A 25,717-nucleotide genomic window follows, 5' to 3' on the forward strand; every position below is an offset into this window, starting at 1 on the left:
GACGAAACCGGCACACCGCCCCGGAGGACGGACATGGCTTCGCTGTTCAACAAGATCGCCCGATTCGCCAACTCCCCGCAGGGCAAGCGCGCCATCCGGCAGGCGCAGCAGTTCGCCAACGACCCCCGCCGCCGCGCGCAGGCCAAGTCGGCCATCGCCAAGCTCAAGGCACGCGTGAGCGGGCACGGTCGCCGGCCGTACTGACCTTCCCCGGCCACACCACGACCGCCAGCGCCAGCAGGGCCAGCCCGGGCAGCGCGACCGCGTTGATCACCTGGTCCAGCGGCTGGAACACGTGCAGGTGCATCAGGTGGTAGATCGCGTGCGGCACCGAGAAGACCAGCCACGCGACACCGGCCAGGCGCGCGGCGGTCGTGGTCCGCACGACGATCGCCCCGATCGTCACCGCGCCGAGCGCCAGGAACATCGAGCCGACGTCGCGGATCAGGTGCTCGTTGTAGGGGCCGTCCAGCGAGACCCAGCTCGGCCGGATCACCGGGAAGTCGCCGTAGAAGCTCTCCGGCAGGACCGCTGCCCAGAAGCCCACCACGAGGCCGGTCAGCGCGAGCAGTGTGAGAATTCCGAGTCGCATGCCATGAGGACTGCGCAGCCGTCCGGAACGTGACAGCCGGAAGTTGTTGGATCGTTTCCACCGGAACCGTAACGGAGTAGCTTGCTCACCCGATAGGGTTACGCCTCAGCTCGCACTGCTGCTACTGAGGGGAGCCGTCACGGTGCACACGGCTACGAGCGTCCGGGACGACCAGCACATCCAGCCCGACCTCCGCCGCTTCGCCGCGGCGCCCTTCGACAGCAGACCGGTGGCGACCGCGACCGAGGCCGACCTGGACGTGCGCCTGTTCCGCACCACCTACCTGCCGTCGTTCGTAGCCAGCGAGGCGCTGGAGGAAAATTCCCGTCCGGTCGAGAAGGACCTGGCGTGGCTGCGGCTCACGACGCCGGGCGGGGTGCCGACCGCGCTCGGCGTGCTGACGATCGGGCGCGACCCGAGCGCGCACGTGCCCGGCGCGTACGTCCAGTTCGTCCGCTACCAGGGCCTGGACCCGGACGCGCCGGTCGCCGACCAGCAGGAGCTGCGCGGCAACCTGGTGGAGACCGCGGTTCGGTTGAGCGCGCTGCTCAGCGGCCACCTGCGGACGCGGCTGGCCGACGGCGAGGGCTTCCGCGAGGAGCAGCTGCCGGACTACCCGCTGGAGGCGCTGCGGGAGACGTGCATGAACGCGGTGATGCACCGCAACTACGAGACCTCGCACGCGCCGGTGCGGATCAGCTGGTTCGACGACCGCATCGAGGTGACCAACCCGGGCGGCCCGTACGGGCAGGTCCGGCCGGACAACTTCGACCGCGTGCACGACTACCGCAACCCCAACCTGGCGCGTGCGATGAAGGCGCTGGGGTACGTCAACCGCTTCGGCCGCGGCATCTTCCGGATCCGCTCGGCGATGGCGAAGGCGGGCAACCCGGTGCCCGAGTTCCGCGTCGACGCCTCGTCGTGGTCGGTCGTGCTGCGGAAGTGGCCCTGACTCACCCAGTAGTGTCGCCGGGGTGAGTACGTCGCGCGCCGAAGCACTGCACCTGACCGGGGAACGCACGGTCCCGGGCATCGCCGAGGAGAATTATTGGTTCCGGCGGCACGAGGCGGCTTACCACGCGCTGCTGCCGTGGTGCGCCGGCGCCGTGGTGCTGGAGGCCGGCTGCGGTGAGGGCTACGGCGCCGGGCTGATCGCGTCGACGGCGAAAGCGGTGCTCGCGCTCGACTACGACCAGCCGACCACCGAGCACGTCGCCCGGCGTTATCCCCAGGTGTGGACAGCCCGGGGGAACCTGGTGCGGCTGCCGCTGCGCGACGGGTCCGTCGACGTGGTCGCGAACTTCCAGGTGATCGAGCACCTGTGGGACCAGGGCGCGTTCCTGGCGGAGTGCCTGCGCGTGCTGCGGCCGGGCGGGCGGCTGCTCGTGACGACACCGAACCGGATCACGTTCACCCCGGACAGCGACACGCCCCTGAACCCGTTCCACACCAGGGAACTCGCGGCGGACGAGCTGGATTCGTTGTTGCGCGAGGCGGGTTTCGCGGTCGAGCTGATGCACGGCCTGCACCACGGGCCGGGCGTGCGGGAGCTGGACGCGCGGTACGGCGGGTCGATCATCGACGCGCAGCTGGAGGTCGTGATGGGACACCTGCCGGGGCAGGCGCCGTGGCCACCGGAGCTGCTGGCGGACGTCGCGGCGATCCGCGCGTCGGACTTCGAGATCCACGGCGAGCGCGTGGACGAGAGCCTGGATCTGGTCGCGGTGGCGGTGCGGCCGTGACCGGGGAGGGGACGTTCTGCCTGGTGCTGCACAGCCACCTGCCGTGGCTGCCGCACCACGGGTCGTGGCCGGTCGGCGAGGAGTGGCTGTACCAGGCGTGGGCGCACTCGTACCTGCCGGTGGTGGACCTGCTGCGGCGGTTCGCGGCGGAGGGCAGGCGGGACGTGCTGACGCTGGGGGTGACGCCGGTGCTCGCGGCCCAGCTGGACGACCCGTACGCGTTGCGGGCGTTCCACGAATGGCTCGGGCACTGGCAGTTGCGGACGGTGCAGGCCGGGACGCTGTGGCGGGAGGTCCCGTTGCTGCGGGAGCTGGCCGCGGCGGAGTACCGCACGGCGACGCGGTCGCTGGAGGACTTCGAAACGCGGTGGCGGCACGGGTTTTCGCCGGTGCTGCGGTCCCTTGTGGACTCGGGCGTGGTGGAGTTGCTCGGCGGCCCGTACGCGCACCCGTTCCAGCCGTTGCTCCAGCCGCGGGTCCGGTCGTTCATGTTGCGTGGTGGTCTGGCGGACACCGAGTTGCGGATCGGGCACCGGCCGGCGGGCATCTGGGCGCCGGAGTGCGGTTACGCGCCGGGCATGGAGGAGGACTACGCGGCGGCCGGTGTGCGGCGGTTCCTGGTGGACGGCCCGTCGCTGCACGGGGACACGGCGTTCGCGCGGCCGGTGGGTTCGACGGACGTGTTGTGCTTCGGGCGGGATCTGGAGGTCACGTACCGGGTGTGGTCCCCGCGGGCGGGTTATCCGGGGCACGCGAACTACCGGGATTTCCACACGTGGGCGCACGAGGTGGGGTTGAAGCCGTCGCGGGTGACGGGCAAGCAGGTGGAGCCCGCGGACAAGGCGCCGTACGACCCGGCGCTGGCGGCGGACACCCTGCGGGCGCACGTGAAGGACTTCGTGGAGACGGTGGTGTCGCGGCTGCGTGAGTTGCGTTCTTTGCACGGCCGGGAAGCGCTGGTCGTGGCGGCGTATGACACCGAGTTGTTCGGTCATTGGTGGCACGAGGGCCCGGCGTGGCTGGAGGGCGTGCTGCGGGCGCTGCCGGAGGCGGGCGTGCGGGTGACGACCCTGCAGGGCGCGGTTTCCGCGGGGCTCGTCGGTGCGCCCGTGGAGTTGCCCGCGTCGTCGTGGGGTTCGGGCAAGGACTGGCGCGTCTGGGACGGCGAGCAGGTGGCCGACATGGTGGCGGACAACGCGGCGCTGCAGCAGCGGTTGCTGGCCCTCCCCCGCGCCGAGACGCGCGACCGGGTGGCGGACTGGGCAGTCGGCGAGGCGACGATGGCCCTGTCGAGCGACTGGGCGTTCATGGTGACGAAGGACTCGGCGGCGGACTACGCCCGCCGGCGGGCGGCCGTGCACACCGCGCGTTTCGACGAACTGGCAAGCCTGATCGGCCGCGGCCCGCTCCCGCCGTCGGTGGAGCGCTGGGCGCGGGAGGACAACCCCTTCGGGCAACTGGATGCGCGGCAGCTCTGAGGCCTCGCCAACCGGACAACCTGAACCGTCGCCGGCTGGTATCGACTCCCCGCTGCCCGATAGCACCACTCGCCGCCCCGGCCCGGCCCCCAGCCACTCCCCCTGCCCGCCGGGCCACGCGGCAACCTGCCCCACGACCCGAACCACTCACCACCCCAACCCGGCCACCCCACCACTCCCCTCGCCCGCCCAGCCACGCCGCAACCTGCGCCACAACCCAAATCACTCACCACCCCAACCCAGCCACCCCACCACTCCCCTGCCCGCCGGGCCACGCGGCAACCTGCACGCCAACCCAAACCACTCACCACCCCAACCCGGCCACCCCACCACTCCCCCTGCCCGCCCAGCCACGCGGCAACCTGCCCCACAACCCAAACCAACCACCACCCCAACCCGGTTACCCCGCCACTCCCCTCGCCCGCCCGGCCACGCGGCAACCTGCCCGCCAACCCGAACCACTCACCACCCCGGCCCGGCCACTCCACCACTCCCCTGCCCGCCCAGCCACGCGGCAACCTGCGCCACAACCCAAACCACTCACCACCCCAACCCAGCCACCCCACCACTCCCCAGCCCGCCCGATCACGCGGCAATCCCCCAACACCACCGCGTCCTCACCCGCCATGTGATCGACATCACCCACCGGCATCGCGTGTCGTCGGGCGGTTCAGTTCTTAGTTGACCAGTGAGTAACCTCCTGTCATGCGCGTGCTGATGCTGTCCTGGGAGTACCCGCCCGTCGTGGTCGGTGGGCTGGCCCGCCACGTGCACGCGCTGGCCCGGCACCTCGCCCAGGACGGGCACGACGTCGTGGTCCTCTCCCGGCACCCGGCCGGCACCGACGCCCACACGCATCCGACGACGGACCTGGTGGTCGAGGGTGTGCGCGTCATCCGCGTCGCCGAGGACCCGATGCACGTGACGTTCGAGCGGGACCTCGTGGCGTGGACGCTCGCGATGGGCCACGGCATGGTGCGCGCGGGTCTGGAGCTGGCCCGGTCGTGGCAGCCGGACGTCGTCCACGCCCACGACTGGCTGGTGGCGCACCCGGCGATCAGCCTGGCCGGCGCGCTGCGGCGCCCGCTGGTCGGGACGATCCACGCGACCGAGGCCGGCCGGCATTCGGGGTGGTTGTCGCAGCCGCTGAATCAGCAGGTGCACTCCGTGGAGTGGTGGCTGGCGAACCGGTCGGACGCGCTGATCACGTGTTCGCAGGCGATGCGCGCCGAGGTCGCGAAGCTGTTCGAGGTGTCGGCGGACGACATCACGGTCATCCACAACGGCATCGAGGAGCGCGGCTGGCAGGTCGCGGCGGACGAGGTCGCGCGGGCGCGGGAGAAGTACGCGCCGGGTGGTGAGCCGTTGCTGTTGTTCTTCGGGCGCCTGGAGTGGGAGAAGGGCGTCCAGGACCTGGTGTCGGCGCTGCCGAAGATCCGGCGGGCGCACCGCGGCACGCGCCTGGTCGTCGCCGGGCGGGGGCGGCACCTGGACGAGCTGGTCAAGCAGGCGCGGCGGATGCGGATGCAGCACGCGGTCGAGTTCGCCGGGCACCTGCGGGACCGGGAGCTGCGGGCGGTGCTGGCGGCGGCGGACGCGGTGGTGCTGCCGAGCCGGTACGAGCCGTTCGGAATCGTCGCCCTGGAAGCGGCGGCCGCGCGGGCGCCGCTGGTGGCTTCGACGGCCGGTGGGCTGGGCGAGGTCGTCGTCGACGGGGTCACCGGGTTGTCCTTCGCGCCCGGGGATGTGCCCGCGCTGACGGCGGCGGTGAACTCGGTGCTGCGGGACCGCGCCGCCGCGGAGAGCCGCGCCCGCACCGCGCAGGCCCGCCTCGCCGACGACTTCGACTGGGCCCGCATCGCGGCGACCACCGCGGAGGTCTACCGCAAGGCCCGCGTCCGCGAGCACGGCGAGCTTGGACGCCCCAAGATCCCGACGGGCAACGTGCTCAACCCCGAGCCGCCGCCGGTGGTCGTCGAGCGGAAGACCACCGCCGCGGCGCGGAAAAGCGGGCCGAGGAAGCCGGCGCGCTGAAGCCGTCCTTCGCGCAGAGCTGAGAAGTGGCCCTATGCACGCCCACGACCAGCCGCGGTCGGTCGCGTGACTGTGGTTGTCCCGCCATCAGCGCACCACGCGCTCGAAAACCAGCCACGGCCCGTCAGGCAGTGGTGGTCCGTCCACCTCGGTGAATCCGCTCGTCGCAACCAGGCGCTGGGAGACGGTGTTGTGCGGCCGGATCACCGCGCGCACGACCCGGACCTCCGGTTCGCGCACGGCCCGCGCGACGAGTTCCGCCAGCGCGGCGCGGGCGAATCCGCGTCGGCGCCAAGCAGGTTCGATCTCGTAGGTCACCTCGACCACGCCCTGCTCGTCCGGCGGCCCGTGGTAGCCGGCGCGGCCGACCACGCCATCCGGCCCCGCAACGGCGCCGGCAAGCCACTCGGCGGCGCGCGGGTCGGCACGGACGCGGGTGCTCGCCCGGCGCCAGCCCGGTAGCCAGCGGGGGTTCACGAAGTACGGCGTCAGCTCAACCGGCGCGACACGGTTCGCCGCGGCGAGATCCCCTGCGGCGAGAGCGTGATAGGTGTCCGGGGGCAACGGAACGACGCGCACGCCCCTACCGTCGCAGCCCGGCCGCTCACCTGTCGATCGAATTGCCACCGGGACACCTACCGCGCCCGGAGTCCGCCACGCTCGCCGCCGAGGCTCGGCAGGCTCCGACACAGCGCCGAAACCTCCGCTGCCGTTGGGTCCGTTCAGAACACCGGCAACAGTTGCCCACGCTCAGACTCGAGGCGGGGACCGAAGATCCGGCGCTCGGCCTCCGTAATTGGCCTGTGGATCGAATTGCCACCCGGACACCTGCCGCGCCCGGAGTCCGCCACGCTCGCCGCTGAGGCTCGGCGGACTCCAGAACAGCGCCGGAACTTCCGCCGCCGTTGGGGGCGTTCAGAACACCGGCAACAGTTTCCCACGCTCAGACTCGAGGCGAGGACCGAAGATCCGGCGCTCGGCCTCCGTAATTGGCCTGCGGGTCGAATTGCCACCGGGACACCTGCCGCGCCCAGAGTCCGCCACGCTCGCCGTCGAGGCTCGGCAGACTCCAGCACAGCGCCGAAACCTCCGCCGCCGTTGGGGCCGTTCAGAACACCGGCAACAGTTGCCCACGCTCGGACTCGGGGCGGGGGCCAAAGATGCGACGCTCGGCCTCCGTGATGGGCCTGTCGTTGATGCTCGCCTCGCGGCGGCGCATCAGGCCGTTCTCGGTGAACTCCCAGAGCTCGTTGCCGTAGCTGCGCCACCACTGGCCCTCGGCGTCGTGGCATTCGTACTGGAAGCGCACGGCGATCCGGTTGCCGCGGAAGCCCCACAGCTCCTTGCGCAACGCGTAGTCCAGCTCGCGTTCCCACTTGCGGCGCAGGAACTCGACGATCGCGTCGCGGCCGACGACGTGCTGGTCCCGGTTGCGCCAGACCGAGTCCGGCGTGTAGGCCAGCGCGACCTTCTCCGGATCCCTGGTGTTCCAGGCGTCCTCGGCGGCCTGGACCTTTTGCGCCGCGGTGGCCTCGTCGAACGGCGGGAACGGCGGACGGTCGGACATGGGGCACCCCAATCTGGAGAACGCACGTTCTCCACTGGTGCGCTACGATAGAGAACGCACGTTCTCCACGCAAGGGGCAGGACCGGGATGGATCACGACGAGGCACGCGTGCGGCTGCTCGACACGGCCGAAGAGCTGTTCTACGCGCGCGGCATCCAGGCGGTGGGCATGGATGCCATCCGCTCGGGTTCGGGCGTCTCGTTGAAGCGGCTGTACCAGTGCTTCCCGGCGAAGAGCGATCTCGTCGAGGCCTACCTGCGCCGCCGCGACGAACGCTTGCGGCGGTCGCTGGCGGACTACGTGTCGGCACAGCCGCCGGAAGACGCTGTCCCGGCGGTGTTCGACTGGCTACGGCGGTGGTTCAGCGAGGACGACTTCCGGGGGTGCGCGTTCATCAACTCCTTCGGCGAACTGGGCGACGGGTCACCTCGTGTCGCGGCGGTGGTGCGCGAGCACAAGGACCTGGTGCGGGACTACTTGCGCGCCCTGGCTGGCTCGGACGAGCTGGGCGACCAGATTTTCGCGCTGGTCGAAGGCGCGACGGTGATCGCGGGCATCACGGGCGATCCGGGCGCGGCCGAGAGCGCCAAGACTGCGGCGGTGGCGCTGCTTCGGGCTTCCGCCGAGAGGTGAGGGCCTCGCCACCAGCACCGCACCTTGAGCGAAGTCGCCACCAGCTCCACACCCTGAGCGGAGTCGCCATCAGCTCCGCTCCTCCGGAAGAGTCATGCCCCCGGCACCGAATCTCAAGCCGCCTCGGTCATCGCGCCCAGGGGAGGCGGTGCCGATGACGCGATGGGGCGAGGCACCGCTGGTAGTACGGGAGGGTGCGGAGTCGGCGCCACCGCGCACCGCCCCTCCGCGGGGGCGTGCTGGCGGAGTCGGCGCCACCGGCACCGCCTCTCCGCGGGGGTCAGCCATCGCACGTCGGCAAGGCGAACACATCGCCCCGAGAGGCGGGGCCGGTGGCGTAAGGCCCCACGCGGAGGGCGCGTCCGCGTGCTTGTGGCACCCGGCCCCGCCTGCCCGCGGCGCTGGTGGAGCTGCGGGAGCGGGGCTGCCGGCTGTGCCGCACGCGGTGTCGCTGTTCCGGGCGGGGCGGTGCTGCTGGCGTGCCGGCATACCTGGGCGCGGCGAAGCCGCTGACATGCCGGCCTGCCTGGGCGCGCCCCCGAGGGGCGTGCAGGCGTGCGTGGCATGTGCCGGCGCATGCCGGCATGCCCGGGCGCGGCGAAGCCGCAGGCGTGCCGGCAAACCTGGGCGCGCCCCCCGAAAGGCGTGACAGGGGTGCGTGGCCGGTGCCAGCGCCCGCCAGCATGCATGGGCAGGACAGTGCCGCTGACGTGCCAACATACCTGGGCGCGGCGGAGCCGCTCACGTGCCTACATACCTGGGCGGGACAGTGCCGCTGTCGTGCCGGCCTGCCTGGGCGCGCCCCGCGAGGGGCGTGCAGGCGTGCGTGGCATGTGCCGGCGCACGCCGGCATGCCCGGGCGGGGCGAAGCCGCTGGCGTGCCGACATACCTGGGCGGGGCGGAGTCGCTGGCATGCCGGCATGCCCGGGCGGGGCTGAGCCGCTGATGTGCCGGCCTGCCTGGGCGCGCCCCCGAGGGGCGTGACAGGCGTGCGTGGCAGGTGCCGGCGCATGCCAGCAGGCCTGGGCGGGGCGGAGCCGCTGGCGGGGCGGCCTGCCTGGCCGCGCCCCCACGAGGGGCGTGACAGGCGTGCACGGCACGTGCCGGCGCACGCCGGCCTGCCTGAGCGCGGCGGAGCCGATGGCATGCCGGCATGCCTCGGCGGGGCGAAGCCGCTGGCGGGGCGGCATGCCTCGGCGGGGCGGAGCCGCTGGCGTGCCTGCAGGCCTGGGCGCGCCCCGCGAAGGGTGGGCGGGCGTGCGTGGCACGTGGCGGCGTGCGCCAACACTCGCGGGAGTGCACCGGCACTAGCGGAGGTCCGCGTCAGGGCAGTACTTCCGCCGGGGTCAGCTGGGCTTGCAGCTCGTCGTGGTAGGAGCCGACCCGGGCGTAGACTCCGGGCTTTCCTGGCTCGGCACAGCCTTCGCCCCAGGAGACGACTCCCACGACCCGTCCGGCGGCCACCAGTGGGCCTCCCGAGTCGCCCTGGCAGGTGTCCACCCCGCCCTCCGGGTAGCCGGCACAGACCATCGCCTCGGGGCTGTACTGCTGGGGGTACGCCTTCGTGCAGTAGTCGTCACTCGTGACGGGCACCGTCGCCTTCAGCAGGACGTCCGACGAATCGCCCATCGGCTCGGTGTTGCCCCAGCCCAGGATCGTCGCCTCGGTGCCGGCCTGGTAGCCGGGGTCGTCCTTCGTCGCCAGTGGCAACGGCTGCGCGGTCAACGGCTGTGTCAGGGTCAGCAGCGCCACGTCGTAGCCCTGCGTGGCGTCTTTGAACTGGGGATGCACCCACACGTGGGACACAGTGGACACCGTCCCGTCCCGGCCGCTCAGCTGCGTCCGTCCACTGACGACTCGCAGCGACGGCGGGCTCTCGCCCTGCGCGCAGTGCGCCGCTGTCAGCACTTTGTCCGCCGCGACCAGCGTCCCGCCGCAGAACTGGAGGCCGGTGGCATCGGTCAGCGCCACGGTGAACGGGTACTCCGCGATGTTCGCGGGCTTGCCACCGACGATGCCGGGCTCCGCGTGCGCGGCCGGCACGCACACACACGCGGCGACCAAACTCGCGAGAACCACGATCGAACGGGTGAAACGGCGGACTGCAGGGATCATTACCAGCTCCTTCGGCGCCCTGGTGAACGGTGTCGCAGTCCAGGATTGCGCGTCGGGAGGGTTCTACACATCTACCAAAAGACAGAAATTTCGCGGACAGGTCGGGCCCGGTAGGTGGAGCATACCTACCGGGCCCGAGTGTCCGCGCTGTCCGGCCACAGCCAGCGCGAGCCGGTTTTCCCCGTCAGGAGAGGGAAAACCGGGGTCCTCTCGACACAAACAGAGCTCTAGACCAGATCCGTCAGGTAGCGCGCGTACGCGCCGGTGGTCAGGAAGTTCGGCAGCTTCTCGCCGAGCGCCGTCTCGACGAAGATCTCACGCGCATCGTCCAGTTTGGCCTCCGGGCCCAGGTCGGCCCGGATCGACGCGAGCTCCTCGTCCAGCATGGTCCGGACCAGCGAATCCGTCACCGCCGTGCCGTCGTCGAGCTTCGTGCCGTTGCGGATCCACTGCCACACCTGCGCCCTGGCGATCTCCGCGGTCGCCGCGTCCTCCATCAGGCCGAAGATCGCGGCGGCGCCGGTCCCTCGCAGCCACGAGTCCACATAGCGCAGAGCGACGTTGATGTTGGCCCGCACACCCTTTTCGGTGACTTCGCCGCCGGCGCTGGCCACGTTCAGCAGATCCTCGGCGGTCACCGAAACGTCCTCGCGGGTCCGGCCGAGCTGGTTCGGCCACCCGCCCAGCACGTCGTCGAAGACCTCGCGGCAGACCGGGACCAGGCCGGGGTGCGCGACCCACGAGCCATCGAAGCCGTCGCGCGCCTCGCGTTCCTTGTCCTGGCGGACCTTCTCGAACGCCAGCGCGTTCGCCTCCGGGTCCTTGCTCGGGATGAACGCCGCCATGCCGCCGATCGCGTGGGCGCCGCGCTTGTGGCAGGTCCGGACCAGCAGCTCGGTGTAGGCCCGCATGAACGGCGCGGTCATCGTGACCTCGGCGCGGTCGGGCAGCACGAAGTCCGCACCCGCGTCACCGAAGTTCTTGATGATCGAGAAGATGTAGTCCCACCGGCCCGCGTTCAGGCCTGCCGCGTGCTCACGCAGCTCGAACAGGATCTCGTCCATCTCGAACGCCGCGGTGATCGTCTCGATCAGGACGGTCGCCCGGATGGTCCCCTGCGGGATGCCCAGCTCCTGCTGCGCGAGGCGGAACACGTCGTTCCACAACCGCGCCTCGAGGTGGTTCTCCAGCTTCGGCAGGTAGAAGTACGGCCCGCTGCCCCGCGCCAGCAGCTGGCGCGCGTTGTGGAACAGGTACAGCCCGAAGTCCACCAGGCTCGCCGAAACCGGCCGCCCGTCGATGCGCAGGTGCTTCTCGACCAGGTGCCACCCACGCGGGCGAACGACGATCGTCGCGGGGTTGTCGCAGATCGTGTAGCGCTTGCCCGATTCGGTGGTGAAGTCGATGTCGCGCCGGATGGCGTCGAACAGGTTCAGCTGCCCGCCGACGATGTTCGACCAGGTCGGCGAGGTCGCGTCCTCGAAGTCGGCCAGCCACACCTTCGCGCCGGAGTTCAGCGCGTTCACGGTCATCTTGCGGTCGGTCGGGCCGGTGATCTCCACGCGCCGGTCCTCGAGGCCGGGCGCCGCGGGCGCCACCTGCCAGGAGTCGTCGTTGCGGATCCAGCGGGTCTCCGGCCGGAAGTCGAGCACCTCCTCACCGCTGGCGAGCTTCTCCCGCCGCAGCCGCCGCTCGTCGAGCAGCTCGCGCCGCCGACCGGCGAACTCGTTGTCCAGCCGCGCGATGAAGGCCAGCGCCGCCGGGGTGAGGATCTCGTCGTACCGCTCGCCGGCCGGGCCGGCGACCTCGATCTGCGAGGTGAACCTGTGGGACATGGCAAGCCTTCCTGGAGGGGCCGCGAGCGGCCAGGGCGAGCGCGCCCTGGCCGCTCGCGACTTCTTCTAGAACTGGGCTTCTTCGGTGGAACCGGTGAGCGCGGTGGTCGAGCTCTCCGGGTTCAGCGCGGTGCTGACCAGGTCGAACCAGCCGGTGCCGACCTCGCGCTGGTGCTTCGTGGCGGTGTAGCCCCGCTCCTCCGAAGCGAACTCGCGCTCCTGCAGGTCGACGTAGGCGGTCATGCCCTCGCGGGCGTAGCCGTGCGCCAGGTCGAACATCGAGTAGTTCAGCGCGTGGAAGCCGGCCAGCGTGATGAACTGGAACTTGTAGCCCATGTGGCCCAGCTCGCGCTGGAACTTCGCGATGGTCGCGTCGTCCAGGTGCTTCTTCCAGTTGAACGACGGCGAGCAGTTGTAGGCCAGCATCTGGTCCGGGTACTTGGCCTTGATCGCCTCGGCGTACTGGCGGGCGACCTCCAGGTCCGGCGTGGAGGTCTCCATCCACAGCAGGTCGGCGTACTCGGCGTAGGCCAGGCCGCGGTCGATGCAGGGCTCGATGCCGTTGCGGACCTTGTAGAAGCCCTCGGAGGTGCGCTCGCCGGTGATGTACTTCCGGTCGCGCTCGTCCACGTCGCTGGTGATCAGCGTCGCGGCCTGCGCGTCGGTGCGGGCGACGACCAGGGTCGGCACGTTCAGCACGTCGGCCGCGAGGCGGGCCGCGTTCAGGGTGCGCTCGTGCTGCTTGGTCGGGATCAGCACCTTGCCGCCGAGGTGGCCGCACTTCTTCTCGGACGCGAGCTGGTCCTCCCAGTGCACACCCGCGGCGCCGGCGGCGATCATGCCCTTCATCAGCTCGAACGCGTTCAGCGGGCCACCGAAGCCGGCCTCGGCGTCGGCGACGATCGGCGCGTACCAGTCGATGTCGTTGTTGCCCTCGGCCCAGTTGATCTGGTCGGCGCGGCCCAGCGCGTTGTTGATGCGGCGGACGACGGCCGGGACCGAGTTGGCCGGGTACAGGCTCTGGTCCGGGTAGGTCTGGCCCGCGAGGTTCGCGTCGGCCGCGACCTGCCAGCCGGACAGGTAGATGGCCTTCAGGCCGGCGCGCACCTGCTGGACGGCCTGGTTGCCGGTCAGCGCGCCGAGGGCGTGGACGTAGTCCTCGGTGTGCAGCAGGTTCCAGAGCTTCTCGGCGCCGCGACGGGCCAGCGTGTGCTCCTCGACGACGCTGCCCCGCAGCTTCACCACGTCGGCCGCGCTGTAGGAGCGCTTGACACCCTTCCACCGGGGGTCCGACGCCCACTGCTGCTCGAGCTTCGCGGCTTCCTGCTGCAACTCGTTGGGCTGCTCTGCCATGGGAGTTCTCCACCTTTGCGAACTTTGCGATGACTCGCTTGCTTGGAACGACCATGACATGCGCTGCGCAAACACCGCCAGCGCTCCAATTTGCCAATTTCTGCAAATTTTGGCGTAGCATGTTGTGAAGGTTGCGAAACGAGGTTTCGCAGCCGCTGCAAAGTTCGCCGACTGAATCGGTCACGTGATCGGTGCGGTCGGGAAAAGATCCTCGGGAAGGGCCTGTCGTGGAGAAGACTTTCGCCGGCGCGAAGCTGCGCCACCTACGCGAGAGCCGGTCGATGAGCCAGGCGGACCTGGCCAGGTTGCTGGAGATCAGCCCCAGCTACCTGAACCAGATCGAGCACAACTCGCGTCCCTTGACCGTTCCAGTGCTGCTGCGCATCACCGAGGCGTTCGGGGTCGACACCGAGTTCTTCGCCAACAACGACACCAGCCGCCTGGTCGCCGACGTGCGCGAAGCGCTGCTCGACGAGGCGCTCGGTGTCGAGGCCACGACCAGCGAGCTCAACGAGCTGGCCACCAACCTGCCGACGATCGCGCAGGCACTGGTGCGGCTGCACCGCAGCTACCGGGCGGCGGTGGAGAGCACGGCCGCGCTGGTCACCGAGAACGGCATGGGCCCGCACGGCAGCGCCGCCGCGCCCCTGCCCCACGAGGAGGTCCGCGACTTCTTCTACGAGCGCGAGAACTACGTCGCCGAGCTGGACGAACGCGCCGAGCGGATGGCCGAGGACATCGGCCTGCGCCGCGGCGGCGTTCACAAGACTTTGCAGGACCGGCTCGCCGACCACTACGGCGTGCAGGTGACCAGCGAGGGCATCGACGAGGCCGCGGGCGAGCAGCACCGCTACTCCCCCGACTCGAGGATCCTGCGGCTCGCGCCGAGCCTGCGGGTGGGCCAGCGGGCGTTCCGGATGGCTTCGCAGATCGCGTTGCTGGAGTACGACGACCTGATCACCGAGCTGGCGGATTCGTGGGCGTTCTCCGGCCCGGCGGCCCGGTCACTGGCGCGGGTCGGCCTTGCCAACTACTTCGCAGGCGCGCTGATCCTGCCCTACGGCGCGTTCCTGTCCATGGCGGAGACCTTCCGCTACGACATCGAGCGGTTGTGCGACCACTTCGGCGTCGGGTTCGAGACGGTGTGCCACCGGCTGTCCACCCTGCAGCGGCCCAAGCGGCGCGGCGTGCCGTTCTCGTTCGTGCGGGTGGACCGCGCGGGCAACATGTCGAAGCGGCAGTCCGCGGCGGGCTTCCATTTCTCCCGCGTCGGCGGGTCGTGCCCGCTGTGGAACGTCTACGAGGCGTTCAGCTCGCCGGGCAAGATCCTCACCCAGATCGCGACGCTGCCGGACGGCAAGAGCTACTTCTGGATCGCGCGGACGGTCTCGCGCAACATCGGGGGCTACGGCAGCCCAGGCAAGATGTTCAGCGTCGGCCTCGGCTGCGAACTCCGGCACGCCGGGCGGCTCGTCTACTCGACCGGTCTGGACCTGGACGCCAAGGCGGCCGCCACGCCGATCGGCATGGGCTGCAAGGTGTGCGAACGACCGGCCTGCCCGCAGCGCGCGTTCCCGACGATCGGCAAGCAGCTCACGGTCGACGAGAACACCAGCACCTTCGTCCCGTACCCGGCGGTGCCCAAGGGATAGCGTGGGCGCATGACGACGCTCTTCCGGATCCTGGCCGTCAGCGGGAGCACGCGGGCGGGCTCGACCAACTCGGCGATGCTCGCCACCGCGCAGGCGATCGCGCCGGAGGGCGCGGTCGTCGAGGTCTACGACGGGCTCCGGTCGTTGCCGCACTTCGATCCGGACGACGACCGGGACCCGCTCCCGGACGCCGTCGCCGACCTACGGGGACAGCTCAAGGAAGCGGACGCGGTGCTGTTCTGCACGCCGGAGTACGCCGGCGCGCTGCCCGGGTCGTTCAAGAACCTGCTCGACTGGGCGGTCGGTTCGGACGCGATGGGCGGCAAGCCGGTGGCGTGGATCAACGTGTCGTCGTCGATCACCGGCGCCGTCGGGGCGCACGAGTCGCTGCGGACCGTGCTGGGCTACCTGGGCACGCGGATCGTCGAGGAGGCCTGCGTGCACATCCCGGTGCCGCGCGAGGCGATCGGCGCGGACGGTCTGATCGGCGACGAAGCCATCCGCGATCGGGTGCGTGCGGCGCTGACCGCGCTGGCAACGCGCTAAACCCTGTCTTCCAGGGTCTTCTGCAGCGCCTTGTTCGCCTTGCGGGCCATGTCGGCGATGGCCTCGCGGCGTTCGGCGTCGGCTTCGTAGTCGGCGCGGCGGTCGCGCACCACGCGCGCCGGGGAGCCCACCGCGATGCCGTAGTCCGGGATGTCGCCGCGCACCACGGCGTGCGCGCCGAGGACGCAACCGCGGCCGACGCGGGTGCCGCGCAGCACCGAGACCTTCGTGCCGATCCAGGTGTCCGGCCCGATGCGCACCGGGGTCTTCACGATCCCCTGGTCCTTGATCGGCAGGTTGATGTCGGTGGTGACGTGGTCGAAGTCACAGATGTAGACCCAGTCGGCCACCAGGGTCGCCGCGCCGAGCTCGATGTCGAGGTAGCAGTTGACGACGTTCTGGCGCCCGAAGACCGCCTTGTCGCCGATGCGCAGCGAACCCTCGTGGCAGCGGATCGCGTTGCCGTCGCCGATGTGGACCCAGCGCCCGATCTCCAGGCGGCCGTAACCGGGGCGGCAGTGGATCTCCACGTCCTTGCCGAGGAAGACCATGCCGCGCAGGATGATGTGCGGGTTCGCCAGCCGGAACTTGAGCAGGCGCCAGTACCGCACCAGGTACCAGGGGGTGTAGGCGCGGTTGCGCAGGACCCAGCGCAGCGAGTCGGCGGTCAGGAACTTCGCCTGACGAGGGTCGCGCCGGGCGCGGCGCCAGGCCTGCACCCGGGACAGCACCGGCGATCCCCACATCGATGTCATAAGTTGACAGTATGCCGACTCCGTTGATCATCGATACCGACCCGGGCGTGGACGACGCGTTCGCGATCGCGCTGGCCGCGCTGAGCGAGGACGTCGAACTGCTGGGGGTCACCACGGTTTTCGGCAACGTCCCGCTCGAAGCGACCACCCTCAACGCGCGCCGGGTGCTGGCGCTGTGCGGGCGCGCGGACGTGCCGGTCGCGGCCGGCGCCGCGCGGCCGCTGGTGCACGCCCAGCTGCAGCGGGCCAGCCACGTGCACGGCTCGGACGGGCTGTCCGGGCGGTCGGCCGCGCTGCCCGAGCCGGCCCGGGTGCTGGAGCCGGGCGGCGCGGTGAGCCTGCTGGTTTCGCTGCTGGAGGCGGCCGCGGAGCCGGTCACGATCGCGCCGATCGGCCCGCTCACGAACATCGCGCTGCTGCTCGCGGCGCACCCCGAGGTGCGGGAGAAGATCGCGCGCATCGTCGTCATGGGCGGCGGGCTGGCCGGCGGCAACACCACCGGCGCGGCGGAGTTCAACATCTGGAGCGACCCGGAGGCGGCGCGGCGGGTGCTGGTCGAGGAGCCGGTGCCGTGCGTGCTCGTGCCGATGGACCTGACCTACCGGTGCGCGGTGGACAGCACGTGGCTCGGCAAGCTGGCCGCGTCCGGGCCCATCGGCACCGCGCTGGAAGCGTTGACGCCGGACTACCTGGCGCACTACCGCAAGGCGCTCGGGTGGGACGGGATCGTGCTGCACGACGCGGTCGCGGTGGCGGAGGCGATCCGGCCGGGGATTCTGAAGACGGAGAGCTATCCGATCGAGGTGGAGTGCTCACTGGGCCCCGCCCGCGGCGCGACGCTGGTCGACCGGCGGCGGCAGGCGCTGCGCGCGGACGCGGAAGGCGACGTCGCGCCGGGGCGCGTCGAGGTGGCCGTGGACACCGACCTGGAAGGCCTGCGGGGCTTCATCCTGGAGCGGCTGACACAGGCCTGACAGCCCCGGGGACCGGTCGTCAGCGGGCGAGCCTCGCCCTGGCCTCTTCGGTGAGCGGCGCGAAGAAGTTGACCAGGTTGCCGTCGGGGTCGCGGAACAGCAGCGAGCGGTTGCCCCACGGCATGGTCGTCGGCTTCTGCACGATCTCGGGGACGACCGCCAGCGACGTCAGCCGTTCGTACGCCCGGTCCACGTCCTCGACGAGGAACTCGAGGATCGCGGTCCGGTTCGACGCGGGCACGGCCGCCCCGGGGCTGAACAGCGACATCGTCTCGGCGCCGCCGATCGCGAGCGTGCACGAGGAACCGGCGAACTCGGCGAACTGATCGGCGAGCCATCGCGCCCGCAGGCCGGTCACCTGCTCGTAGAACTCGGCAAGGCGTGCGACGTCGCTGGTGATGACACGGACGGAGACGAGCTGCACGGCGGGTCCTTTCTGCACTTCTGGGAGGGACACCGGCCACGCTAGGGGCGATAGTGGACAGGATCCGCCCGGTATTGCGAGGATCTTCGGGTGACCCGGCCGATCGCCCGTGTGCTGGCCCTGCTGGAGATCCTCCAGAGCGGCGGGACCCGGACCGTCGCCGAGCTCGCCGGTCGGCTCGACGTCGACGAGCGCACCGTGCGCCGATACGTCGATCACCTCCGCGACCTCGACGTCCCGGTCCGCACGGTGCGCGGACGGCACGGCGGGTACCGGCTGTCGCCCGGCTACCGGATGCCCCCGCTCATGCTCACCGACGAGGAAGCGCTCGCCGTTCTGCTCGGTCTGGTCGCGGGGCGGCGAGCCGGCCTGATCACCACGTCGGTCGCGGCCGCGGAGAGCGCGGCCGCGAAGATCCGCCGGGTGCTGCCCGGAGCCGTCGGGCGGCGGCTCGACGCGCTGCTGGAGATCGCCGGTTTCACCGCGCCGCCGCGACCGGCGCTGACGGCGGAGGCCGGGGTGCTGCTCACCGTGGCGGAGGCGGCGCGGGATCGCCGGCCGGTCGAAATCGCTTACACCGCGGGCCACGGCGGCGCCAGCGAACGCGTCGTCCACCCGTACGGGGTGGTGGCGCACTCCGGGCGGTGGTACCTGAGCGGCTTCGACTCGGCCAGCGGGCAGGTGCGCACGTTCCGGATCGACCGGATCGGAACCGTCGAAATGGGCGCGGGAACGTTCGACGTGCCGGCGGGTTTCGATCCTGCGGAACGGGTGCTCAGCGCCCTCGCCGAGACGCCGTACGAGCACGAGGTGTCCGTGCGGATCCGGTCGACGCCCGAACGGATCCGCTCCGTCTTCCCGCCGTCCGTCGCGTCGCTGGAGACGATCCCCGACGGTGATCCCTGGGTGCGCGCACGGATCCGGGCGCAGCGACTCGACTGGATACCGCCCCTGCTCGCGGCGCTCGACCAGCCGTTCGTCGTCGAGCAGCCCGGCGCCCTTCGCGATCTCGTCAGAGCACTGGCGGATCGGCTGGCCCGCCACGCCGAAGCGGGACCGGACGACTGATCACCACAAGCCGGTCAGGGGTGCGCGGGGTGCGGGATGCGCACGGCGGCCAGGCGCTTGTTCCGGGCGGAAGCGCTTTCCCCCACCTTGGACACGCTCGTGCAGCGCGGATACGTCAGGCCCGGTTCCGGGTCGAGGATCTTCTCGCAGGTGACGGAGTGCTCGTCCGCGCCGAGGAAGAACCGCAGGCTCGTGCCCGGCCGCACCAGGACGTGGGACAGCCGCACGTCGTGTTCGTCGCGGTCCTCGCCGAGGCCGAAGAACGGGTCGGCGTAGCGGACGCCGTCGGCCTCGAAGTGGTGCTCCGCGCCGTCCGCGTCGAGCGCCTCGGCGAGCACGCCGAGCGTCACGCTGGCCGGGATCACCAACCGCCACCACTGCGGCGGCTTGCGGCCGGTCACGGTGACCTTCAGCTGGTACACGGCCAGCTTCACGGTTTCCGCGAACGCCCGCAGCTCGCGCCGCAGCGCCGTCGCCTCGGTCTCGAGCGCGTCGAGCCCGCCGCGGTCGCGCACGTAGTGGTAGGCCTCCTCGACGCCGCTGCGTTCCCGCGCCGACAACGCGTATTCGGTGACCAGCCGCCGTCGCTCCGATTCGGACAGACCCGGCCCGTCGTCCCACATCTCCAGCATCGCGGCGGCGTGCGGGCGCACGTTGCGGTACCCCAGGGCGACATGCCAGGCCGGCAGCACCTCGTCGCCGAAGCCGGCGACCACCTCGATCGCCGCGACGCGTTCGACCGGTGATGCGAACTCCGCGGCGTGCAGGAGTTGCGCGGCGCCGTCGACCGGGCGCCTGCCCTCGAACCAGCGCAGCGCCTGCCGCCAGGCCTCGTCGGCGGGCAGCGGCGCGAGACGGCCCAGCAGCTGGGCGGCGCGCAGCCCGGGCGTGACCGGGCGCGGTTCCCGAGCAGCCCACTCGTCGAGCGCCCACTGGCCCAGCGGCGTCACCTTCCGGTCGGCGTCGAGAGCGCCGAACTCGGTCAGCACGTCCAGCGCCGCGTCGAGGGGGAACAGGTCCGTGCCGCCGAAGCTCGACGCGACCGCGTCCCCGTCCTCGCTGCCCTTGAGCAGCCGGTGCACCGAGAACACCAGGTCGTCGAGCAGCGGGCCGTTGGCCAGCGCGGTCAGCACCGCGCGGCACATCGCGAACGCACCGCGACGGCGCGGGTCGGCCGACTCCGCGCGCAGGACCGCGTCCAGGCCCTTGAGCCACAGCTGCGCCGGATCGTCGTGCGGCGGGCGGGCGACCGCCTCCGCGACGCCGACCTCGATCAGCCCCGCGCCTTCCGCGGCCACCCACGGCCGGTGGATCGTGACGACGTCCGCGGCCGAGCGGACCTTCTCGCCGACCTCGACGCCGAGCACCCCGGCGACCGAGGGGACGTCGGCGGGACGCAGAACTCCTTTGGGGGTAACGGGTCTCCCGTCGCCGACCCAGCTCGCCAGCGCCCTCGTCCGGGACAGCGCTGGGCACTGACTCGCCAGTGTGGAGATTCCGGTACTCACCCGCAGGACTTTAGCGAGGGCGCCCCGTTACCCGGACGGGTGTTTCCGTCCACAGTAGAGATGTCGATTTGTCGATCATGTGCCGCGGGCTAAGCTCGGCCCGGTGAGCGATCTCAGCCTGACGGTCCTCGGCTCCGCCACGCCGTACGCCGAGCCGGGCAACCCGTGCTCGGGCTACCTGGTCTCCAGCGGTGAGACGCACGTGTGGCTCGACGCGGGCCCCGGCACGCTCGCCGAGCTGCGCCGCCACACCGGCCTGGACCGGCTCGCCGCCATCTGGATCTCGCACCTGCACGCCGACCACTGCGCCGACCTGCTCACCGCGTACTACGGCGCCCTCTTCGCGGACGTCGAGCTGCCCGCGCCGATCCCGCTGTTCGGCCCGCCCGGGATCGCCGACCGGCTGGCCGGTTTCCTGACCAACGGGCCGTCGCGCAGCCCGGTCGAGCGGGCCTTCGCCGTGCAGGAGCTGTCCGACGGGCACCGGGCGGAGATCGGCCCGATGACGTTCACCGCCGCGGCCGTCGAGCACGGCATGCCCGCGTTCGGTGTGCGCATCGAGGCGGGCGCGGCTTCGCTGGCTTACTCCGGCGACAGCGCGCCCTGCCCGGCGGTGACCAGCCTGGCCAAGAACTGCGACGCGTTGCTATGCGAGGCGGACGGCCCGGCGCCGTCGGAGGCGCACCACACCCCGGAGGACGCGGGCGAGGCCGCGGCCGGCGCGGGAGTGCGGAGGCTGATCGTCACGCATGTCGGGCCATTCCTCACGCCGGGCGATGCCGTCACCCGCGCTGCGGCACGCTTCGAAGGGCCGGTCGCGTACGCGGCTCCCGGCGCCGTCTTCCACCTGCCCTGATCGGCCCGGGCGAACACTCCCGTTTCTCCCGTTCGGGAAATTAGCGAGCGTTGCTAATAGCTCTCAGTCAGAGCTACCGTGGACGACGTGCGAGAACTGGCCGAGAAGCTGATGACCACCACGGCCGCGCTGCGGCGGGTCGTCCGCAGGCGCGTGCGGGACACGCTGCCGCACGCGCCCCTGCGCCCGGCGCAGGCCGAGCTGCTCCGCGTGGTCGACGAACACCCCGGGATCGGCGTCGCCGCTGCTGCTCGCGCCCTGCACCTGGCCGGGAACTCGGTGAGCACGCTCGTCAACCAGCTCGTCGACGCCGGGCTGCTGGACCGCCACGTCGACCCGGACGACCGGCGGGCCGCGCGACTCGAACTCACCGGCGCGGCGCGGGCCCGGCTGGACAACTGGCGCCGCACCCGCACCGCCTTCGTGGCCGAGGCGATCGCGACCCTGCCTGCCGGGGACCGCGACGCGATCCAAGCCGCTCTGCCCGCTCTCGGCCGGCTGGTCGCCGCGATCCAGGAGGAGAGATGACCACACCCGCGGTGCGCTGCGCCGGGCTCCGGCACGCCTTCGGCGACACGGTCGCCGTCGACGGCGTCGACCTGGAGATCCCGGCGGGCCAGGTCTTCGGACTGCTCGGCCCCAACGGTGCGGGCAAGACCACCACCATCCGCATGATCACCACGCTGCTGCCCGCGAAAGCCGGCGCGATCGAGGTGTTCGGACTCGACGCAGCACGCCGCAAGATGCGCGTGCGGCGGCTCATCGGCTATGTGCCGCAACAACTTTCCGCCGACGGCGCGCTCAGCGGACGGGAGAACGTCGCGTTGTTCGCCCGCCTCTTCGACGTCCCGCGCCGCGAGCGGGCCGAGCAGGTCGACAACGCCCTGGGCGCCGTCGGCCTGCTCAGCGACGCCGACCGCCCGGCCTCGACCTACTCCGGCGGCATGATCCGCCGCCTCGAACTCGCGCAGGCGCTGGTCAGCGCGCCCCGGCTGCTGATACTCGACGAGCCGACCATCGGGCTCGACCCGGTGGCCCGCTCCAGCGTCTGGGAACGCATCCAACAGGTCCGCGCCGACACCGGCATGACAGTGCTCGTGACCACGCACTACATGGACGAGGCCGAGCAGCACTGCGAACGGGTCGCGCTCATGCACCGCGGCCGGATCCGGGCCATGGGCAGCCCCGCGGAACTGCGGGCCGAACTCGGTCCACAGTCCACTTTGGACGACGTCTTCCGCGCGGTCACCGGGGACGCCTTCGACGACGCAGACAAGGGAGGGATCCGGGATGTCCGTGCCGCTCGCCGCACCGCCCGCCGCCTCGGCTGACCCCGGCGCGGTCCGCCGCCTGCTGTCCAGGGTGGGCACGATGTGCCTGGTCGAACTGCAGAAGCTGCGCCGCGACCGCGCGGAACTCCTCACCCGCGCGATCCAGCCCGCACTGTGGCTGCTGATCTTCGGCGAGACCTTCACCCGCCTGCGCGCGATCCCCACCGGGAGCACGCCCTACCTGGACTTCCTCGCGCCGGGGATCCTCGCGCAGTCCGCGTTGTTCATCGCGATCTTCTACGGCATCCAGATCATCTGGGAACGGGACGCCGGTGTGCTGGGCAAGCTGCTCGTCACGCCGACCCCGCGCGCGGCGCTGGTCACCGGCAAGGCCTTCGCGGCCGGGGTGCGGGCACTCGCGCAGGCCGTGATCGTGCTGGTCCTCGCCGCGCTCCTGGGCGTCGGACTGACCGCGAACCCGCTGAAGCTGGCCGGCGCGGCGCTCGCCGTGGTGCTCGGATCGGCGTTCTTCTGTTGTCTGTCGATCGTGATCGCCGGGCTCGTGCTGTCCCGCGAACGGCTGATGGGGATCGGGCAGGCGATCACGATGCCGTTGTTCTTCGGGTCGAACGCGCTCTACCCGGTGGATTTGATGCCCGGTTGGCTGCGCGTGCTCAGCCACGTCAACCCGCTCAGTTACGAAGTGGACGCCCTGCGGGGGCTGCTGATCGGCACCGCGAACCACGTATGGGTGGATTTCGGGGTGCTCGCCGGCTCCGCCGCCGTCGCCATCGCCGTCGCATCCGCCCTGCTCGGGCGGCTCGTGCGGTGAGTTTGCCCGATTCGGCCCCCGGGTAACCCGATGGGCACACATCATCGAATAGAGGGGACAGGCGACATGTCTTTCCCGGAAGATGCCCGCGTCCGGAAATCCGGAATGCAACCCGTCCAGGTGCTCGCCGCGCTGATCGGCCTGCTCTTCCTCGTGCTCGGCATCGCCGGGTTCCTGCGGACCGGCTTCAGCGGCTTCACCAGCAACGAGCACCAGACGATCGTGGGCTTCATGATCAACCCGCTGCACAATCTCGTGCACACGGTCATCGGCGTGCTCGGCCTGCTGTGCGCGGCGGCCTCGCCGTCTGCGCGGCTGTTCGGCTGGATCCTGTTCATCGGGTACGGCCTGGCGTCGGTCTGGGGCCTGATGATCACCGGCGTCATCTCGTCGAATCCGGTGTCCGGTCTGGGCAACCCGCTCAACCTGGACGCCGCCGACAACTGGCTGCACGTGCTGGCCGCCCTGCTGGGCCTGGTCATGGCGATCATGCCGGCGCGCAAGCGGGTGCACGTCGACGACAGCGAGGTGGACACCGCAGCGATGCGGCTGCCGATCACCGACGAGAACGTGCCGGGCAACGCGGACGTCCCGACCCGGCCGGTGCCGCAGCAGACCGCGGCGGAACCGCGGACCGGCCACCACCGCCCGTCGCGCTGGCGGATGCACCGGTCGGGCCGCACCGCGCACTGACCGTCGGGCAGACTGCCCCGCGTGAGCGGAACGGTGCTGGTGCTCGGCGGGCGCAGTGAGATCGGGCTCGCCGTCGCACGGAAACTCGTGGACGGCGGGCGGAAGTTCGTGCTGGCGGCCCGGCGCAGCGGCGACCTCGACTCCGAGGAAGCGTCGCTGCGCCGGGCCGGCGCTTCGGAAGTGGTCCGCGTCGAGTTCGACGCGGACGACGTGGCCAGGCACCGCGAGGTGCTCGACGGGATCGTCGCCGAGCACGGTCCACTCGAGACGGTCGTGGTGTCGTTCGGGATCCTGGGCGACCAGGAGCGGGCCGAACGAGACGCGGCGCACGCGATGGCCGTGATCCACACGGACTACGTCGCGCACGTGAGCATCCTGACCGAGCTGGCGAACCTGCTGCGCGCGCAGGGCAGCGGGCAGCTCGTGGTGTTCTCCTCGGTCGCCGGGGTGCGGGTGCGGCGAGCGAACTACGTGTACGGCTCGGCGAAGGCCGGGCTGGACGGGTTCGCGAGCGGCCTCGCCGACGCCCTGCACGGCAGCGGGGTGCGCCTGCTGCTGGTGCGCCCGGGTTTCGTCATCGGCCGCATGACCGAGGGCATGTCGCCCGCCCCGTTCTCCAGCACGCCGGAACAGGTCGCGACGGCGACGGTCCGGGCGCTGCGGCGGGGACGTGGCGAGGTGTGGGTGCCGCCGGTGCTGCGGCCGGTGTTCTTCCTGATGCGACTGCTGCCGCGCGCGATCTGGCGGCGGATGCCCCGCTGAACAGACCGAAGGCCACTCCCGCCGGGAGTGGCCTTCGCCGCGTCAGGGAGCGGTCAGCCGCCGAGGAGACCGCCGACCAGGCCGCCCACGGTGTCCAGCAGGCCGCCGTTCTTCTTGGTGGTCGGCTGAGTCGTGCCGGGCGAGCTGCTGGGCTGCTCCGAGGTCGGCTCGGTCGTGGTCTCCGGCGACGTGGTCGCCTCCGGGGACGTGGTCTGGGCGCTGCCGGAGCCGGTCGTCGTGCTCACGGCGGGCGCCGGGGCCGCCTGCGAGGTGGTCGGCGCCGCGGTCGTGCCACCGGCCGTCGACTGGCTGGTGCGCGCCTGGCTGCTCGCGCTGCTGGTCCCGTTCTTCGCGGCCGGCGTCTGGGACTGCGACGACGCGCTGCCCGACGGCGGCAGCTCGGCGCTGGTCGAGGTCGGGGTGCTGCTGGCGAGCAGTTGCTGCTGCGGAGCGGCGATCGTGCTGGTCGGCGTGTGGCCGGTGCTCGTGTCCGGGCCGCCACCCGCGCCGCCCGGCGCGGCGGCGTCGTGCAGCTGCCCGGTGGTCAGGGTGCTGACCGCGACCCCGGCCAGCGCCGCCACACCGGCGGCGAGGGCGCCGATGCGGCCCGCCTTGCGCTTGTCCCACCGGCTGCCCGGCTCGCTCTCGCGGCGCAGGATGCTGGCCGCCGGGATGCGCACGGTGGGCGCGTCGGCCATCTCCGGGGTGATGCCGGAGTCGTCGACGGGCTCCTTCGGCAGCTTGATCGCGGTGAACTCCTGCGTGACGCCTTCCCTGCGCAGCAACTCCGCGACGCTGATCCGCCGCGTCGTGGCACTCGGTCGAGTGTCTTTGTCGTCGCTCGTCACGCTGAACCTCTCCAAATCCGCTTACTGCCCGCGACATGATTACTGTTGTTATCAGTTCGTTGCTTCAGGTCGTGATCGAGGTCACAGCCATTAGGCCAAATGTCGTACACACCGTGACGAGTCGATGGCTGAGGCGACCCGATACTGTGAGCCGCATCGCGCAGTTCCGGAGGTGACA

26 protein-coding genes are annotated in these 25,717 nt (G+C 71.4%); 16 read left to right on the forward strand and 10 right to left on the reverse strand.

Annotated features, from left to right (window positions below):
• The first annotated feature begins 33 nt into the window (after positions 1–33).
• Positions 34–204: a hypothetical protein gene (locus tag AMYTH_RS49575; protein ID WP_017987410.1), complete on the forward strand. Its 171-nt coding sequence runs from the start codon at positions 34–36 to the stop codon at positions 202–204.
• On the opposite strand, the gene AMYTH_RS0120895 is transcribed toward AMYTH_RS49575, so the two are convergent.
• Positions 164–592, reverse strand: coding sequence for a hypothetical protein (locus AMYTH_RS0120895; protein WP_027931957.1), 429 nt, complete (start codon positions 590–592; stop codon positions 164–166). The two genes, AMYTH_RS49575 and AMYTH_RS0120895, sit on opposite strands and share 41 nt — an antisense overlap.
• A 142-nt stretch (positions 593–734) precedes the next feature.
• Here AMYTH_RS0120895 and AMYTH_RS0120900 point away from each other — a divergent pair, with 142 nt between their 5' ends.
• The 4 genes from AMYTH_RS0120900 to AMYTH_RS0120915 all read left to right on the forward strand — a co-directional run bounded on the left by AMYTH_RS0120900 (position 735) and on the right by AMYTH_RS0120915 (position 5,846).
• Complete coding sequence (locus tag AMYTH_RS0120900) at positions 735–1,544, forward strand: ATP-binding protein (protein WP_020422728.1); 810 nt, start codon at positions 735–737, stop codon at positions 1,542–1,544.
• A 22-nt stretch (positions 1,545–1,566) separates the two neighbouring features.
• Positions 1,567–2,334, forward strand: a complete 768-nt coding sequence (locus AMYTH_RS0120905) for a class I SAM-dependent methyltransferase (protein WP_027931958.1) — start codon at positions 1,567–1,569, stop codon at positions 2,332–2,334.
• Complete coding sequence (locus AMYTH_RS0120910; RefSeq protein WP_027931959.1) at positions 2,331–3,812, forward strand: 1,4-alpha-glucan branching protein domain-containing protein; 1,482 nt, start codon at positions 2,331–2,333, stop codon at positions 3,810–3,812. Before AMYTH_RS0120905 ends, AMYTH_RS0120910 begins: the two co-directional genes overlap by 4 nt.
• A 705-nt stretch (positions 3,813–4,517) precedes the next feature.
• The gene (locus tag AMYTH_RS0120915; protein ID WP_027931960.1) at positions 4,518–5,846 is read left to right on the forward strand and encodes a glycosyltransferase family 4 protein; all 1,329 of its coding nucleotides are present in this window, start codon (positions 4,518–4,520) and stop codon (positions 5,844–5,846) included.
• Positions 5,847–5,933: 87 nt separating this feature from the next.
• Here AMYTH_RS0120915 and AMYTH_RS0120920 read toward each other — a convergent pair whose 3' ends face one another.
• Positions 5,934–6,425, reverse strand: a complete 492-nt coding sequence (locus AMYTH_RS0120920; protein WP_027931961.1) for a GNAT family N-acetyltransferase — start codon at positions 6,423–6,425, stop codon at positions 5,934–5,936.
• Between the two features lie 529 nt (positions 6,426–6,954).
• Positions 6,955–7,413 (reverse strand): nuclear transport factor 2 family protein, encoded by a 459-nt coding sequence (locus tag AMYTH_RS0120925; RefSeq protein WP_027931962.1) that lies wholly within the window; start codon positions 7,411–7,413, stop codon positions 6,955–6,957.
• A gap of 87 nt (positions 7,414–7,500) precedes the next feature.
• Here AMYTH_RS0120925 and AMYTH_RS0120930 point away from each other — a divergent pair, with 87 nt between their 5' ends.
• Positions 7,501–8,046 carry a TetR/AcrR family transcriptional regulator gene (locus AMYTH_RS0120930; protein WP_027931963.1) on the forward strand — a complete coding sequence of 182 codons (546 nt, stop codon included), beginning with the start codon at positions 7,501–7,503 and terminating at the stop codon, positions 8,044–8,046.
• A 1,324-nt stretch (positions 8,047–9,370) separates the two neighbouring features.
• Here the strand turns inward: AMYTH_RS0120930 and AMYTH_RS0120935 are convergent.
• The 3 genes from AMYTH_RS0120935 to aceA form a co-directional block, all read right to left on the reverse strand.
• Positions 9,371–10,162 (reverse strand): S1 family peptidase, encoded by a 792-nt coding sequence (locus AMYTH_RS0120935; RefSeq protein ID WP_017987401.1) that lies wholly within the window; start codon positions 10,160–10,162, stop codon positions 9,371–9,373.
• Between the two features lie 227 nt (positions 10,163–10,389).
• Positions 10,390–11,997, reverse strand: coding sequence for a malate synthase A (gene aceB / locus AMYTH_RS0120940; RefSeq protein WP_027931964.1), 1,608 nt, complete (start codon positions 11,995–11,997; stop codon positions 10,390–10,392).
• A gap of 66 nt (positions 11,998–12,063) precedes the next feature.
• Positions 12,064–13,350 (reverse strand): isocitrate lyase, encoded by a 1,287-nt coding sequence (gene aceA / locus AMYTH_RS0120945; RefSeq protein WP_017987399.1) that lies wholly within the window; start codon positions 13,348–13,350, stop codon positions 12,064–12,066.
• A 227-nt stretch (positions 13,351–13,577) separates the two neighbouring features.
• Between aceA and AMYTH_RS0120950 the strand changes: the two genes are divergently transcribed.
• Together AMYTH_RS0120950 and AMYTH_RS0120955 are read left to right on the forward strand one after the other, a co-directional pair.
• Positions 13,578–15,002 (forward strand): short-chain fatty acyl-CoA regulator family protein, encoded by a 1,425-nt coding sequence (locus tag AMYTH_RS0120950; protein WP_027931965.1) that lies wholly within the window; start codon positions 13,578–13,580, stop codon positions 15,000–15,002.
• Positions 15,003–15,011: 9 nt separating this feature from the next.
• Entirely contained in the window at positions 15,012–15,548 is a 537-nt protein-coding gene (locus tag AMYTH_RS0120955; RefSeq protein WP_027931966.1) for an NADPH-dependent FMN reductase, read from the forward strand.
• Here AMYTH_RS0120955 and AMYTH_RS0120960 read toward each other — a convergent pair.
• Complete coding sequence (locus AMYTH_RS0120960; RefSeq protein ID WP_017987396.1) at positions 15,545–16,303, reverse strand: acyltransferase; 759 nt, start codon at positions 16,301–16,303, stop codon at positions 15,545–15,547. The two genes, AMYTH_RS0120955 and AMYTH_RS0120960, sit on opposite strands and share 4 nt — an antisense overlap.
• A gap of 11 nt (positions 16,304–16,314) precedes the next feature.
• Here AMYTH_RS0120960 and AMYTH_RS0120965 point away from each other — a divergent pair, with 11 nt between their 5' ends.
• Positions 16,315–17,277 carry a nucleoside hydrolase gene (locus tag AMYTH_RS0120965; protein ID WP_027931967.1) on the forward strand — a complete coding sequence of 321 codons (963 nt, stop codon included), beginning with the start codon at positions 16,315–16,317 and terminating at the stop codon, positions 17,275–17,277.
• A 19-nt stretch (positions 17,278–17,296) separates the two neighbouring features.
• On the opposite strand, the gene AMYTH_RS0120970 is transcribed toward AMYTH_RS0120965, so the two are convergent.
• Entirely contained in the window at positions 17,297–17,701 is a 405-nt protein-coding gene (locus tag AMYTH_RS0120970) for a VOC family protein (RefSeq protein WP_027931968.1), read from the reverse strand.
• A 90-nt stretch (positions 17,702–17,791) separates the two neighbouring features.
• Between AMYTH_RS0120970 and AMYTH_RS0120975 the strand changes: the two genes are divergently transcribed.
• Complete coding sequence (locus tag AMYTH_RS0120975; RefSeq protein ID WP_027931969.1) at positions 17,792–18,769, forward strand: helix-turn-helix transcriptional regulator; 978 nt, start codon at positions 17,792–17,794, stop codon at positions 18,767–18,769.
• A gap of 14 nt (positions 18,770–18,783) precedes the next feature.
• On the opposite strand, the gene AMYTH_RS0120980 is transcribed toward AMYTH_RS0120975, so the two are convergent.
• Positions 18,784–20,277, reverse strand: a complete 1,494-nt coding sequence (locus AMYTH_RS0120980) for a plasmid pRiA4b ORF-3 family protein (RefSeq protein WP_228684889.1) — start codon at positions 20,275–20,277, stop codon at positions 18,784–18,786.
• 103 nt (positions 20,278–20,380) lie between these two features.
• On the opposite strand from AMYTH_RS0120980, the gene AMYTH_RS0120985 reads away from it, so the two are divergent.
• The 6 genes from AMYTH_RS0120985 (at position 20,381) to AMYTH_RS0121010 (ending at position 24,691) form a co-directional block, all read left to right on the forward strand.
• Positions 20,381–21,133: an MBL fold metallo-hydrolase gene (locus tag AMYTH_RS0120985; RefSeq protein WP_027931971.1), complete on the forward strand. Its 753-nt coding sequence runs from the start codon at positions 20,381–20,383 to the stop codon at positions 21,131–21,133.
• Positions 21,134–21,220: 87 nt separating this feature from the next.
• Complete coding sequence (locus AMYTH_RS0120990) at positions 21,221–21,661, forward strand: MarR family winged helix-turn-helix transcriptional regulator (protein ID WP_027931972.1); 441 nt, start codon at positions 21,221–21,223, stop codon at positions 21,659–21,661.
• Positions 21,658–22,464, forward strand: a complete 807-nt coding sequence (locus AMYTH_RS0120995; protein WP_027931973.1) for an ABC transporter ATP-binding protein — start codon at positions 21,658–21,660, stop codon at positions 22,462–22,464. The genes AMYTH_RS0120990 and AMYTH_RS0120995 overlap by 4 nt, the downstream gene beginning before the upstream one ends.
• A complete protein-coding gene (locus AMYTH_RS0121000; protein WP_027931974.1) occupies positions 22,424–23,236 on the forward strand; it encodes an ABC transporter permease in 813 nt (270 codons plus the stop codon). The genes AMYTH_RS0120995 and AMYTH_RS0121000 overlap by 41 nt, the downstream gene beginning before the upstream one ends.
• Before the next feature lie 105 nt (positions 23,237–23,341).
• On the forward strand, positions 23,342–23,929 hold the full coding sequence (locus tag AMYTH_RS45375) for a DUF4383 domain-containing protein (RefSeq protein WP_228684891.1): 588 nt from the start codon (positions 23,342–23,344) through the stop codon (positions 23,927–23,929).
• Between the two features lie 21 nt (positions 23,930–23,950).
• Positions 23,951–24,691, forward strand: a complete 741-nt coding sequence (locus AMYTH_RS0121010) for an SDR family NAD(P)-dependent oxidoreductase (RefSeq protein WP_026153897.1) — start codon at positions 23,951–23,953, stop codon at positions 24,689–24,691.
• A gap of 53 nt (positions 24,692–24,744) precedes the next feature.
• Here AMYTH_RS0121010 and AMYTH_RS0121015 read toward each other — a convergent pair whose 3' ends face one another.
• Complete coding sequence (locus AMYTH_RS0121015) at positions 24,745–25,539, reverse strand: hypothetical protein (RefSeq protein ID WP_027931975.1); 795 nt, start codon at positions 25,537–25,539, stop codon at positions 24,745–24,747.
• Between the last annotated feature and the right edge of the window lie 178 nt (positions 25,540–25,717).

Source organism: Amycolatopsis thermoflava N1165 (assembly GCF_000473265.1).
GTDB lineage: Bacteria > Actinomycetota > Actinomycetes > Mycobacteriales > Pseudonocardiaceae > Amycolatopsis_E > Amycolatopsis_E thermoflava.

What these genes read in the sequence shown, in the direction of transcription:
- AMYTH_RS49575 (WP_017987410.1), top strand. Translation starts at nt 34, where the DNA reads ATGGCTTCGCTGTTCAACAAGATCGCCCGATTCGCCAACTCCCCGCAG.
- AMYTH_RS0120895 (WP_027931957.1), bottom strand. Translation starts at nt 592, where the DNA reads ATGCGACTCGGAATTCTCACACTGCTCGCGCTGACCGGCCTCGTGGTG.
- AMYTH_RS0120915 (WP_027931960.1), top strand. Translation starts at nt 4,518, where the DNA reads ATGCGCGTGCTGATGCTGTCCTGGGAGTACCCGCCCGTCGTGGTCGGT.
- AMYTH_RS0120925 (WP_027931962.1), bottom strand. Translation starts at nt 7,413, where the DNA reads ATGTCCGACCGTCCGCCGTTCCCGCCGTTCGACGAGGCCACCGCGGCG.
- AMYTH_RS0120930 (WP_027931963.1), top strand. Translation starts at nt 7,501, where the DNA reads ATGGATCACGACGAGGCACGCGTGCGGCTGCTCGACACGGCCGAAGAG.
- AMYTH_RS0120935 (WP_017987401.1), bottom strand. Translation starts at nt 10,162, where the DNA reads ATGATCCCTGCAGTCCGCCGTTTCACCCGTTCGATCGTGGTTCTCGCG.
- aceB (WP_027931964.1), bottom strand. Translation starts at nt 11,997, where the DNA reads ATGTCCCACAGGTTCACCTCGCAGATCGAGGTCGCCGGCCCGGCCGGC.
- aceA (WP_017987399.1), bottom strand. Translation starts at nt 13,350, where the DNA reads ATGGCAGAGCAGCCCAACGAGTTGCAGCAGGAAGCCGCGAAGCTCGAG.
- AMYTH_RS0120955 (WP_027931966.1), top strand. Translation starts at nt 15,012, where the DNA reads ATGACGACGCTCTTCCGGATCCTGGCCGTCAGCGGGAGCACGCGGGCG.
- AMYTH_RS0120960 (WP_017987396.1), bottom strand. Translation starts at nt 16,303, where the DNA reads ATGACATCGATGTGGGGATCGCCGGTGCTGTCCCGGGTGCAGGCCTGG.
- AMYTH_RS0120965 (WP_027931967.1), top strand. Translation starts at nt 16,315, where the DNA reads ATGCCGACTCCGTTGATCATCGATACCGACCCGGGCGTGGACGACGCG.
- AMYTH_RS0120995 (WP_027931973.1), top strand. Translation starts at nt 21,658, where the DNA reads ATGACCACACCCGCGGTGCGCTGCGCCGGGCTCCGGCACGCCTTCGGC.
- AMYTH_RS0121000 (WP_027931974.1), top strand. Translation starts at nt 22,424, where the DNA reads ATGTCCGTGCCGCTCGCCGCACCGCCCGCCGCCTCGGCTGACCCCGGC.
- AMYTH_RS45375 (WP_228684891.1), top strand. Translation starts at nt 23,342, where the DNA reads ATGCAACCCGTCCAGGTGCTCGCCGCGCTGATCGGCCTGCTCTTCCTC.